The 12,873-nt window shown below is 63.9% G+C and carries 8 protein-coding genes; 2 read left to right on the top strand and 6 right to left on the bottom strand.

From position 1 onward, the window contains the following. Nucleotides 1–372: 372 nt before the first annotated feature. The 5 genes from ABFE16_14050 to ABFE16_14030 are packed head-to-tail and all read right to left on the bottom strand — an operon-like array spanning nucleotide 373 to nucleotide 7,631. On the bottom strand, nucleotides 373–1,863 hold the full coding sequence (locus ABFE16_14050; GenBank protein MEN6346418.1) for a class I SAM-dependent DNA methyltransferase: 1,491 nt from the start codon (nucleotides 1,861–1,863) through the stop codon (nucleotides 373–375). After that, nucleotides 1,863–2,309 (bottom strand): PIN domain-containing protein, encoded by a 447-nt coding sequence (locus tag ABFE16_14045; GenBank protein MEN6346417.1) that lies wholly within the window; start codon nucleotides 2,307–2,309, stop codon nucleotides 1,863–1,865. Before ABFE16_14045 ends, ABFE16_14050 begins: the two co-directional genes overlap by 1 nt. Next, entirely contained in the window at nucleotides 2,306–3,250 is a 945-nt protein-coding gene (locus tag ABFE16_14040; protein ID MEN6346416.1) for a hypothetical protein, read from the bottom strand. Before ABFE16_14040 ends, ABFE16_14045 begins: the two co-directional genes overlap by 4 nt. Nucleotides 3,251–3,306: 56 nt before the next feature. Then, complete coding sequence (locus ABFE16_14035) at nucleotides 3,307–4,872, bottom strand: restriction endonuclease subunit S (protein MEN6346415.1); 1,566 nt, start codon at nucleotides 4,870–4,872, stop codon at nucleotides 3,307–3,309. Then, nucleotides 4,869–7,631, bottom strand: coding sequence for a DEAD/DEAH box helicase family protein (locus ABFE16_14030; GenBank protein ID MEN6346414.1), 2,763 nt, complete (start codon nucleotides 7,629–7,631; stop codon nucleotides 4,869–4,871). The genes ABFE16_14035 and ABFE16_14030 overlap by 4 nt, the downstream gene beginning before the upstream one ends. 521 nt (nucleotides 7,632–8,152) lie before the next feature. Here ABFE16_14030 and ABFE16_14025 point away from each other — a divergent pair. Beyond that, entirely contained in the window at nucleotides 8,153–9,934 is a 1,782-nt protein-coding gene (locus tag ABFE16_14025; protein MEN6346413.1) for a hypothetical protein, read from the top strand. Between the two features lies 1 nt (nucleotide 9,935). Continuing rightward, nucleotides 9,936–11,222, top strand: coding sequence for an MBL fold metallo-hydrolase (locus ABFE16_14020; GenBank protein ID MEN6346412.1), 1,287 nt, complete (start codon nucleotides 9,936–9,938; stop codon nucleotides 11,220–11,222). Between the two features lie 18 nt (nucleotides 11,223–11,240). On the opposite strand, the gene ABFE16_14015 is transcribed toward ABFE16_14020, so the two are convergent. Beyond that, nucleotides 11,241–12,380, bottom strand: a complete 1,140-nt coding sequence (locus tag ABFE16_14015) for a hypothetical protein (protein MEN6346411.1) — start codon at nucleotides 12,378–12,380, stop codon at nucleotides 11,241–11,243. Between the last annotated feature and the right edge of the window lie 493 nt (nucleotides 12,381–12,873).

Below are 12,873 nucleotides of genomic sequence, written 5' to 3'. Positions count from 1 at the left end.
GGATGCTGGCGGAGGCTCTCTCGGCTGCGATCCGCGGCCTCGTGACCCTGACGCGCCTGCTGGGGGCACTGCACCGCCTTGACCGCCACCTGCGCGACGCGCCACGCAAGCGGAAACGCCGCACACTGCGCCACTTGCCCGCTCTTCCGCCCCGCATCTTGCACCTAAGTTAGCGCATATGAGGTCGTGCCCCCTGAGGGCGGTCGGACGGGGCTACCGTAGAGCGCTTCGGCGACCTCACGGGGAGCCCTGGCCTTGCATCGCCTGCTCGCCGCGTTCCCGGTGTGACCGGGTCCGGCCACTGCATGTGCGGTCGAAGGGTCAGCTACCCGCTCCGCCCCAGTGACGGCCGGCGGAGCGGACGCCCCTGGATCACCCTTCGGCCCCCAGACCGTTCATTATCTGGTTGAACTGCTCCAGCGCCGCCTCCAGGTCCTCGGCGATCTCCTGAGCCAGCACCTCGGGCTCTGGCAGACTCTCCGATTCCGACAGGCTTTCGTCCCGCAGCCAGAAGATGTCCAGATTCAGCTTGTCCCGCTTGGCCAGTTCTTCATAGCTGTATGACCGCCAGCGGCCGTCAGGGTTCTCCTCCGACCACGTCTCCTGTCGCTCGTGGCGGCTCCCGGCGTTGTAGCAGGCGACGAAGTCGTCGAGGTGTTCACGCCGCAGCGGGTTCTGCTTCAGCGTGAAGTGCTGGTTCGTCCGCAGGTCGTAGACCCACAGCCTCTCGGTCCAGGGTTGCTCACGGGCGGGGCGGTTGTCGAAGAACAGCACGTTCGCCTTGACGCCCTGGGCGTAGAAGATGCCCGTGGGCAAGCGGAGCAGCGTGTGGACCTCGCACTGCTCCAGCAGGTGCCGACGGACCGTCTCGCCCGCACCGCCCTCGAACAGGACATTGTCCGGCACGACGATGGCACAGCGGCCTGTCGCCTTGAGCAGTGAGCGGCAGTGCTGCAGGAAGTTCAGTTGCTTGTTCTTGGTCGTGGTCCAGAAGTCGGTCCGCTCGTAGGCGATGTCCTCCTTCTCCAGTTCTCCGCTCTCGCTCACTACGGCGATGCTGGACTTCTTCCCGAAGGGCGGGTTGGTCAGCACCAGGGTGAAATGGTCGCCCGGTTCCGTCGCCAGCGAATCCACGCACTCGATGGGGCAGGGGTCGCCCTCGACGCCGTGCAAGAACAGGTTCATCACGCACAGGCGGGCGGTGTTGGGGACGATGTCCGTCCCTTGCACGAAGCCGCTCTTGAGGTGCTGCTTCTGGGCCTGATCCAGGTCCCGCCCGTGTTCGTGGATCACATAGTCGTGGGCGGCCAGCAGAAAGCCCCCGGTGCCGCAGGCCGGGTCGCAGAGCGTGTCCTCGGGGCCCGGTCGCATCACCTCCACGATGGCCCGGATCAGCGACCTCGGGGTGAAGTACTGCCCGGCCCCCTTGGGTGACTCCTCGGCACTCTTGGCCAGCAGCCCCTCGTAGATGTCGCCCTTGATGTCGGCGTCCATCGCCGACCACTTGATCGGGTCGATCAGTTCCACGATCAGCCGCCGCAGGATGGCCGGGTTCTGCACCTCGGCCTTGGCCCGGCGGAAGATCGCACCGAGCATCCCGCCCTGCCGCCCCAGTTCCTCCAGGATGTGCCGATAGTGGATCAGCAGTTCCTCGCCGTCGAGGCGCAGCAGGCTCTGCCAATCGAGGTGCCTGGGCACCATCGGCTCCCGCTTGTAGGGCGGCAAGGACAACTCCTCGGCCATCTTCAGGAACAGCAGAAAGGTGATCTGCTCGGTGTAGCCCATATACGACAGCCCGTCGTCCCGCAGGGCGTGGGCGAAGTTCCAGGCATGGCTAACGATCTGCTGGGTCTGGTTGGTCATCAGGCCTGCCTCACGTGCACGATCTTGAGGTAAGCCGGATCGATCCAGTCGAAGTCCTTACCGTTCATGGTGTAGACCACAGCCTGGGCAGCACGAGCAGTGGCGGCGATCCACAGGTCGTTCTGGCGGAACTGCCGATAGCGTCCTCTTCGCCTGGCCTCACAGTAGAGGTCGATGTAGGCGGCGACAACATCAGGATGGCCTGCGTCCACTCGCAACAGTGTCCCAAGCAGGTCAAGCAACAGGTCGATCTGCTCCTGGCCCCACCGATTGTAGCGGGTGAAGCTCAGAATCTCGGCTTCGACCACGGACGACAGGATGGGGCGCTCCCGTCTCGCCGTGAGTCGATGCTCGGCCTCGATCGCCGTGCCCGTCGAGTCCATCCTCAGCAGGTGGACAAGGATGTTGGCGTCCAGCACAACGAGTTCCTCGGGACTTGCTGTCATCGCAGTGCCCTCAGGGCCTCAGCGATCTCTTCGTCGGTCTCGTGCCCCGGCCACTTGCCGACGATTGCTGCCAGCCCCGATGACTTGGTCTGTCTGCGGTGCAGGCTCGGCCTGTTCAGGCGTCCCTCAGCAGCCTGTGGCACACGGGACCATATGGGCGACTGGCCCTCTCCTGCCGATACCTCCTCGGCGTCGATCAAAAGGAGTTGGCCAGATGGGCGATAGCTAGCGTCGCCCCTTACCAGAACCCGTTGCTTAGCCTTCAGCAGTTCGAGGACGCCGTCGAAGTCTCCCTGCCCGAACACCCCTTGCACCTCGTGCCCGTCATCCAGTTTGAGGGCAAAAGTCTGCGTGCTGATTCGCACTGCGTCCAACACGCCCACCAGCCGCACTCGGGTCTGTGCCGGGGTCTTCTCGCATAGCGTCTTCGCCGCAGCAATCGTTGCCTTGTCCATCACGGCCGGGGCATCGACACTGTAGCGCCCCCCGCTGACGAGCATCTCGTGGTAGGACCCGTTGAGAACCTGCTTGAACGCCGCCAGACTCCTCAGAAGATCCTGGTCGAAGCGCTCGCTGTCTTCGTTCTCACTGCTCACATCCTTCAGCACATCACCCAGCAGGTCGAAGGCAGTGTCCTCGGGGTCGGGCCTTGTGGACCACAGTTCGCCTTGCGTGTAGAGCTCTTTGGCGGCCTCGCCCAGAGGCGGAGCGTCGAACCGCACGATGGTGTCGTGGTCCGCCTTGACCTCGACCACCCGCACGTCCGACGCCGCAACCAGCCAGGACGACGGCGTACCGAGACTCTTGCTGCGACGCTGATAGGCCATCGAAACGCACCCACGGACCACCTTGGGCACCACTGTCAGCAAGTGCCCGACCGGGGCGGGTGGAATCCGGCCACCGTAGGCACGGTTGCTTCGCAGGGCCACAGTCTGGATCACGGTGACCTCTCTCCCTTCCTGTGCGTCTGGCAGACGCAACCAAGTGATGTGGTGCGTCAGGACTTGCGGCTCTGCCGGGTCCCTGCATTATGTCTCCTGCGGGTCGGCGACGCAAGCGATGTGGCCTGTTGGCGTTCTTCCTTGATCCGTTCCAGCAGCACGCTGGCGGGTTCGTCGGTGGGGTCCTGCGGGACCAGCCTGCCCTCGAAGGCCCGCTTCAGGATGGACTGCCGCAGGTGGGCGGCACGCTTCAGCCCGGCAGTCGTCTCCATCTCGATCTCGTCCACCACCGATAGTCGCCGCTCCACCTCGGCGACGATCTCGGCCTGCTCGGAGAGTGGGGGAAGTGCGACGGGCATACTCAGAAGTTGCTCGGTGTTGATTCCGTCTCGGGTGGCACCGTGGTTCACTTCTCGGACGTAGTCACGCACGGTGTCCGCCCCCCTGACGTAGACAACGAAGTAGGCCGGGATGACCGTCTGTGGCTGCAACCTGAGCCGCATCAGGTGGTAGTTGATGAGGCTTCCGGCGAACTGCCCGGTGACAAGCCCAGCCCTGCCGACAGATGCTTGGCGTGAGAAAAGCACATCCCCCGTCCTAACAACATAGCGAGATAGCTCGTCTGCCTTCGTCTGAGATACGTACACCGCCTTCGCCCACGAAAGCCCGCTGTGTGTGAGGCAGCCAATCGTCAACAGGGGTGTTCCTGCTGTCACCATATCACCAGTGCCCAGATCGGTGCCGAATGGTCCCGTCAGCACTGTTTGCTGACCGGGCATTCCCAGTTGTCCCACACTCGCCCACGCCCACCCCTCCGGCAAGTCGGCCAGATCGCTGATGTCCGGCGGGGCCGGGGGCTTGTACTTCGCCTGCCAGCCCGCCGGGGGCTTCTGGCCCTTCTCGGCGAACTTGACCAGTTGGTCCTCTTCCCACTTGCGTCGGCGTTCCTGCAGGATGCGGTTCAGCAGCACCGACGCTGGTTCGGTGTCGGGATGCTTCGCCCGCCACTCCTCGGTCAGCCTGCCCTCCACCGCCGCCTTCAGCACCGAGGCCCGGTAACGCTTCAGGTTCGCCCGCACCCGCTCCAACGCCGCCACCCCGGCGTCGAGCATCGAGAACAACTCCTCGATCTTCTCCACGATCCTGCGTTGCTCGGGGAGTGGGGCGATGGGGAGTGGCAGGTCGAGGAACTCCTCATCACGAGCGGCGGGAGGGCTGTTGCCATAGGTGGGAACGGACTGAATGAAAGCCTCTTGGGTGATGAAGTAGAACAGGAACAGACTGGCGATGGCTTCGGCCGGCCGCAACACGCAGTAGGCGGTTGAGGCGATCTGGTCATCCAGCTCATCCGGCACGAGGGCGATGTTCTTCAAGTAGGGCCGCACAAGCGAGAACAGGACATCGCCCGAGGCGATCCGCATCCGGGCCCGACTCGGTGCCCCCCCATTGGGCAGCCACTTCGGCGTGGCGATCCGCTGGTGGGCGTTGTCGAGAGCGTCGATGTCAACATAGGCGAACTCGCCGTCGCCGCAAGTGCGAGGGTTCCTTGTCCCACAAGGGATGGTGACTTCCCGTAGCCGGGCAACAGCCCAACCCGGCGGCACCCCGTCGTTCTCGCTCACGCCACCAACCTCGCATTGAGGTCGTCGAGGATGGCCTGCAGGCGGTCGCCGAACAACTCATTCGCCCGGCCCAGTCCGCCGAACTGACTCAGCGGCGGCAACTCGAAGTCGTCCCTCTCGATGTGCAGGCTGGCGGCGATGTGATCCCGGATCGCCTCCAGCCACTTCAGTTGGTCTTCAGTGAATCGCACGCCCGCCCTCTCCTGCTCGTCCAGCCACTGACTATAGTGATGGCTCACGGTCTGTGCCACGGGCACCAAGGGCTCCTCGGGCACGATGGCGTGCCTCACGAGGGCGACCACATCAGCCAGTTGCTTGCCGCCCACGCCCCGCACCCGTCCCGGCTCCACCAGTCGGAAGGCGTCCCACACCTGCTGCGGCTCGGCGTGCAGTGGCGAGGTCTTCAGGGCGGCGGCCAGGTTCTTGACGTGGCGATACCGCAGCCCCGCGCGGTACGGCCGGGAGTAGAGTATCTGCAGGGCCTCGATCCGGTCCCGGTTCTCCTCGATGAACTGGCGGAAGCCGCCGACGATCTCCTTTGCCCGCTCCAGGGCCTGCGTGTCGTGCCCGGCCTGCAGGACCTCATCGATGCTCTTCTCGTCGATGGTCTGCTCCAGTAAGCGGCGGATGGCAAGGAGGGCCTCCCGCAACTTCGGATCGTGAAAGGGCTGGAGGGCCTCGGCGATCATATCCCGGTTCATCTCGGTCAGTTCGTCCTCGGTCGGTTGGCGGCCCAGGTCGTCCGCCAGTTCCGCCGCCCGCCTGCCCTGCTCATCCGGGTCGATGCTTCGGAGCAGGTTTCCTGCAAGGTGACCGCAGTCCCGTCCACCCGTCAGGTCCGCTATGCTCTCTCGCTCCTCGTCACTCATCTCGCAGTTCAGGCGTGCAAGACGAGAGGCTAACGTCGAGGCGAGGTCCTCCGTGGCCACTCCACGGGCGGCAAGCGTCAGCAGTTCCTCCAGCGACACGGAGGGCTGGCGGTCGAGGGGCTTGCTCTCGGTCTTGTCCCGCTCGCACACGCCGACGGCGTCCACGATCACGAAGTGGGTCTTCCTCTTGGCGTCCGGCGTAACGGTCAGCAGTTCGTCAGAATCGATGACCCGTACACCCCGGCCCTTCATCTGCTCGAAGTAACCGGCACTGGCAACATTCCGCATGAAGACGAGGCACTCCAAGGGCTTCACATCGGTGCCCGTGGCGATCATATCCACGGTGACGACGATGCGAGGATTGTAGGAATTGCGGAAGGACTGCAGCAGTTCCTCGGGCTTGCCGGTGGTGCGATAGGTGATCTTGGCACAGAAGTCGTTGCCCTTGCCGAACTCCTCCCGCACGACCTTGACGATGTCATCAGCGTGCGAATCGGTCTTGGCGAAGATCAGCGTCTTCGGCACCTCGGTGCGACCGGGGAAGATGTCAACGAACAACCGCTCCTTGAAGGTGCGGACGACGGTGCGAATCTGGCTGGCACTGACCACTTCCCGGTCCAGTTGGCTGGCCGTGTAGGTCAGGTCGTCGTCAAGTTCGGCATAGCGCTTCGCCCGTGTGCGGCGGTCACGGTGCGGCACATAGAAGCCCGGCTCCGCCTCCAGCGTCGCCCCCTGCTCGCTGATCTTCGTGCGGATGCGGTAGACGTCGAACCCGACATTGACTCCGTCGGCGACCGCCCGCTCGTGACCATACTCCATCACGAGGTTTTGGTCAAAGAAGCCGATGGTGTGGGCGGTCGGCGTGGCCGTCAAACCGACGATGAAGGCATCGAAGTAGTCCAGAACCTGACGCCATTGGTTGTAGATGCTGCGGTGACACTCGTCCACCACGATCACATCAAAGGTCTCGATGGGAATGGCCGGGTTGTAGGTGATCGGCTCCGGCTCACGGACCAGGCTCGTGTTCAGGTCGAACCAGGACTCCTCCTCGATCTCCTCGTCGATGTCCTCGCCTCGCAGGATGGAGAACAGCCGCTGCACGGTCGAGATGCAAACCCGGCTGGTGTCGGTAATCGCCGACGACCGCAGCCGCTGGAGGTTGAACTCCTCACCGAACCTCAGGTTGGTGTAGGGGCTCAGGTAGTTGCGGAACTCCTTCTCCGCCTGCCGCCCGAGGTTGTTGCGGTCCACGAGGAAGAGGATGCGACGGGCCCCGGCGAACTTCACGAGGCGATAGCAGAAGCTGGAGGCGGTGAAGGTCTTGCCCGATCCCGTAGCCATCTGGATCAGGGCCTTGGGGCGGTTGTCGGCGAGCGACCTCTCCAGATTCTGGATGGCCTCGACCTGCACGGGCCACAGGCCGTTCGTTTTCAGCTCGGGCAGCGACTGCAGCCCGCCCCGCAGTTGGCAGTTGAGCCGAGCCAGCCGGACCAGCTCCTCGGGCCGATGGAAGGCGAAGACCTCTCGGCTGCGAGGCTCGGGATCGAGGCGGCTGGTGAAGCGGGTCTCCATGCCGGTGGACTCGTAGTGGAAGGGTAGGGGGCGACGGTGGGAGGGAACTTCCGGCGGCAAGCCCTGGATGTAGCCCTGGGACTGCCACTCGACCCCGGTGAGCGTGGACCCGACGGCCTTCGCCTCGACGACGCCGATTGCCTTGCCGTCGGCATAGAGCAGGTAGTCGGTGAAGCCATAGCCGGACAGCAGAGGGAACTCACGCACGGCCACGCCACGAGCGGCCGAGATGTTCAGGGCCTTGCAGTCCTGAGCCTCCCAGCCGCAGGCGGTAAGCAACTCGTCGATCTGTTGTCTCGCTTCTTCTTCCGGGTTCACTGGGTCCCCCCTTGCCGCTACAGCACCCACTGTAGGCCGTCCGATACGATTGTGCCTTGTGTCTGCGCTCTTCGGGCCCTTCTCCGAGGCCCGCCCGCATCCCTCCCTCGCGCACGCGAGCAGCGCATGCCCTTTGCCCCGAGATGGCCGCCGCGCACCATACCGTGCCGTCGGGCATGTCAGACGGCCTGGCCGTGTCAGCCCTTCCTCAAGGCCCCTGCTCCCAGGACCCAGTTCCAGCAGTTCACTCCTCGACATCTCCATCAGCTCTCCGACTGGGTCAGGGCGAGCAGACACAAGTCCCGCTAAACGGCTCCTTCGACACAGAAGAAGCGGCAATTCTTCTGCGTGACACATAAGACAAGAAAAAGCGTATCATGAGGGCAAAAAAGGAAGGAATGAGCGCTGCCGTAGCGAACGACAGCCCCAGGTGATGTTCAGTGGCCCTTGCCAGACGGCATGTAGGTCTGGCAGAGAGGAGCAATAGCCGAGGGCTGCAGGATACAGGAGAACAGGGATGAGTGGAAATGGAGAGGTCGACGGTCACAAGGACGCTGACGATCCTTGCTCAGGACCCTTCGGTGCGCGAGGCGGAGAACGGGCGGATGCTGCGAGCCAAGGTCCAGGTGCCCTTTGAGCACCTTGATTCAGGTCCGCGAGGGTACCGTGTGCGGGTCACAGACTACGACTCCGCACAGAACCGGCTGTACCAGACCGCGAAGGTGTGCGATTACTGCGACCGGTTCGAGGATGTAGCAGACGACGAGCTCCTGTCTTCGCCCGCTTTCCATGCACAGAACGTCTACGCGATCGTCATGAGAATCCTGACACGGTTCGAGGCCGCTCTTGGGCGGAGGGTCTCCTGGGGCTTCCCGAGTCACCAGATCAACGTGGTTCCACACGCCTTCGCCGAGGCAAACGCCTACTACTCGGAAGAGGACAGGGCGCTGATGTTTGGGTACTTCCAGGGCAGCGACGATGCCCCGGTGTTCACCTGTCTGTCCCACGACGTCGTGGCGCATGAGACGACCCATGCGATCCTGGACGGCCTGAAGGACAGCTACACGCTGCCTTCCTCGCCGGACCAGGCGGGCTTCCATGAGGGCTTTGCCGACGTCGTTGCGCTGCTGTCTGTGTTCGGACTGCCGGAGATCGTGGCAGCGCTGCTCGGTGGCCAAGGGAAGGCCCCGACCCAGATTGACCGCGCCAATCTGGAGCCGAACGCCCTTCGGCGCAGTGTGCTACTTGGCCTGGCGGAGCAGTTCGGCCGGGAAGCCAGCAGGGGACGCAACGACGCACTGCGCCGTTCGGTCGATCGCTTACCGGACGCGAAAGCACTGGGCACAAGCGAGTTCGAGGAGGCGCACGTGCGCGGCGAGATCTTCTCAGCGGCGATGCTGAACGCCTTCGTCGAAGTATGGTGTGCGAGGCTGAAGGGCTGGTTGCCGAAGCTCGACACAAGGGTGCCCGTGGATCGAGTGGCCGAGGACGGGGCTGAGGCAGCGGGGCAACTGCTGACCATCGCGATTCGTGCCCTGGACTATTGCCCGGTCGTGGACGTGACCTTCAGCGACTACCTCTCGGCGCTGTTGACGGCAGACCGCGAGTTGGTCCCCGACGACGGGAAGTACCACTACCGCATCCTCCTGCGACGCGAGTTCGCAAGGTGGGGCATCCTGCCTGCGACCAGTTCGTCCCTGTCGATCGGTGTCCCGGCCTCGGAGCAAGGAACAATCCTTGAGGAAGGCGGCTGGGAGCGACCGGCCAACGAGAACTGCTTGCGTTACGACACCGTGCATCGCGATTCGCTGCATCGCGACCGCGACGAAGTGTTCCGTTTGCTCTGGGAGAACCGAAGGACGCTGGGGCTCTTCGAAGGGGTGCATACCGGGGTGCTCTCTGTCAGGCCCTGCGTGAGGCTGGGACTTGATGGGTTCTCCCTGCACGAGACAGTCAGCGAGTACATGCAGGTCCTCGACCTGAAGGCCGGGGAGTTGGCGGACCTCAGAAGCGACAACGCTCCCGAAGGTATCCCGAAGCCAGAGGACATGCCCGACGAGACCCCGGTCCGACTGTACGGGGGCGGAGTCCTGGTGTTCGATGAGTTCTCACGCCTCAAGTACCACATCCGGACTCGGCTCGACGCTCCGGCGCGCCAGGGCAGGCGGCTGAAGTACGTGTGGGAGAACGGCCTCAGCGGCCAGGATGGGCGCTACGGGGTCAGCGACCACTCGTGTCCCGGCCAGCGATTCGCACTCATGCACCTGCAGCGTTCCGGGCGTCTTGCGAAGGAGGAGTGGTGAGATGGCACCGACAGCGAAGACGAACCACCAGCCGACAGGTGAAGCCCGCGTTACGATGTACGACGTGGAGTTTGGTGACTGCTTCCTGCTCGCAATCCCCTACACCGGCGGTGCAACCCGGCACCTTCTGATCGACTGCGGCACCCACAAGGCGCCTCGCGGCCACATGCTGAAGGTCGCGCAGAAGGTGGCCGAGGACTGTGGCGGCAAGCTCGATGCGATCGTTGCGACCCACCGGCACAGTGACCACATCAGCGCCTTCGGGGAGGATGGACCGGGCGAGGTCTTCGCCAAGCTCAAACCAGACCTTGTGGTACAGCCGTGGACCGAGGACCCTGAGGCCGACAGCAAATACGAGGGGCCGGCTGAGGGAGAGCAAAAGCACCTGTCCGTGGCGGCGTACCGAGAAGGGCTCCTTGCCGCCCAGGAGTATGCGGCCGCACTCCTGGCGAGACTTCGAGAGCCGACGAAGGCACTCCTCGGCGTCTCGGAGGGGGTGCAGAGGCGCCTGGAAGACCTTGCGGGTGTCAACATCTACAACAAGGCGGCTGTCGCCTGGCTTGAGGGCACTGCGGAGTGCGAGTACGTCCACGCCGGGTGTAAGGCCGAGAAGCTCCTGGCCCTTCTGCCCGGAGTCGGTGTTCGAGTGCTTGGGCCACCGACGCTCAAACAGACGCAGGGGACCCGCAAGCAAGCCAGTCACGGACCGGAGTTCTGGAAGCTGCAGAAAGCTGCGGTTGAGACTATGGCCGGAGGAAAGCCCGGTGAGGACGGCTGCGACCTGGTCCTCCCCGGGGCACCCACCCTGGACCAGTCAGAGGCAACGCCGCAAGACCGCTGGGTGATCGAGCGTGTGAACCGAGCGCAGGTGTACAACGTACAGTGGATTGTGACCTCCCTCAAGGATACACTCAACAACACGAGCATCATCTTGCTGCTTGAGGTGGGGCATCATCGGCTGCTCTTCGCAGGCGACGCGCAGGTTGAGAACTGGAGCTACGCGCTCAGCCAACCTGAGCTCACCGAGGGCCTGGGCGCCACCACACTGTACAAGGTTGGGCACCACGGGAGCGGCAACGCTACCCCCAAGAGCCTGTGGGATATGCTCACAGGCAGCGGGCGCACCGAAGCGAACCCGCTATTCTCACTGCTCTCTACCGAAGAGTCGACGTACCCGAGGGTGCCCTGCGAACCGCTGGTGGAGGCGCTCGCACAGCAGAGCACACTGCACAAAACCCAGACACTCCGCGCACAGGGCCAGCTCAGCGAGACAGTGACTCTGCCCTAACCGCGCAGCTCACTCCGCTCACACCCTGAACCAGATGGGGGCCGAGAAGAGGTAGTCGCCCCAGAGAGGGTGCAGCTGACTCGGCTGGCGAAGGCGCGCATACAGGTAGTACTCACCGGGCTGGGCGGGAGCCGCGATATCCCAGACCCAGAAGTCGCCTTCCCGCTGCGCATCGGGCAGCGGATGCTCCTGCCCCTGCAGAACTGAGACCGAGCGTCCCATGTCCAGGTCCGGATGGTCGGCGTGGGACTCCGGGTGGCGATACATCAGGCGGAAGCTCGATCCCGGCGCCACCCGGACGTCCGTGCTACCCATGAAGTCCTGGCCATACCACAACTGGATCTCGGCATCACCATCCTGGGAGGCGAAGGTGCGCCGTGCCGCCAGCGCCTCGAGTATTGCCTTGCGACTCGGGGAGCTGCCTGGCTTGAGGAAGATCCCGGTGTGGTAGCGCCGGGCACTGGGCTCAAGCACGCCGTCGTTGTCAGCGTTCAGAGTGGGGGAGAGACGCCAGCCGTTCGCCAGCGCTTGCCGCCAGCGGGGCTCGCCTCTCTGGACGAAGACGGGAAAGCTGTTCCAGGTCATCGCCCTCGCACCATCGCTCGCCGTGAAGGGCCTCGTGATCGCCAGTTCGGCGAGGGTAAGGACGTCCCGCACGGCCTCTGACGGCGGAGGCGCGAAATGGTCGAAGTGGGGTCCAGCGAAGGCGACGTGGTTGAACTGGGCCACCACGGGAGCATCGTAGAGGCTTCCTGCAGACGCCAGCCAGTTGTACAACAAGTGCAGGTCTCCGAGCGTCTCCCCGCAGGCGGCCTGGTTCTCCGCCTTGGTCGACTTCACCTGGTCGATCGTCCCGAAGACGTTGACGTGATCCCCTTCCCACAAGCCCGTAACGTGCGTCCACTCGAAGCCACGAAGCACCACGAGGCCGTCAGGAGCGCTGTCGGCGGCCGTAGCGTTTGCGTCCCACTCCTGCTGCGTCACGGTCTCGGCGTGGTCTGTGATGGCGAGGCAGCCGAGATGGTACTGGGCGCCGCTCTTCACCAACTGAGAGGCATCCGGCGAATGGTTGTGGTCGAAGGGCGCGAGACTGCCCGCGCTTGCGTGCGAGTGGGTATGGAGATTCGCCCTGACAAGAAGTCCGCTATCCGGCAGCATATCAGTCCCCTCCTTTGCACTGGTTATTCGATAATCATACCACATATCCTCTCATCAATACCGATATACACGCACCTTAGTTATCTGCCGCGCCGAACACACCCCGTGTCAGGCTATGAAGGGAACTCGTGGCAGGCGGGCGTCAGAAGGGCAACGCAGTGGCATGAGACGTGCGTCGAGCTCTGCACGGGGCAAAGGGCGTGGTGAGTGTAGGCGAGACCTAGTGTGGCGGTCAGAGTGTTGCCGACGATGGGCGGCTTTGGGACCCGCAAGAGCTCCCTACCATGTCGCCGATAGCCTCGCTGGGTTGCGGGAGTGGGCGACTGGATCGAGTGGTCGCTTCCAGTATGGAGGACGGTTCTGTTAGTTCACCGCTTTGTTATGTTGCGGGGGAGGTGGTTGGGAATAGGGATGGTGAGTGATTGGGTAGGTACATAGAGGGGAGATTAGGCTGGTTGTGAGCTTCCCTCTAGGATTGCGCATCATTCAAGAC

It is taken from the genome of Armatimonadia bacterium (assembly GCA_039679385.1).
Taxonomy (GTDB): Bacteria; Armatimonadota; Zipacnadia; order Zipacnadales; family JABUFB01; genus JAJFTQ01.
Note: the sequence above shows the minus strand (reverse complement) of the source record. Positions and strands in the feature narration are given on the sequence as shown.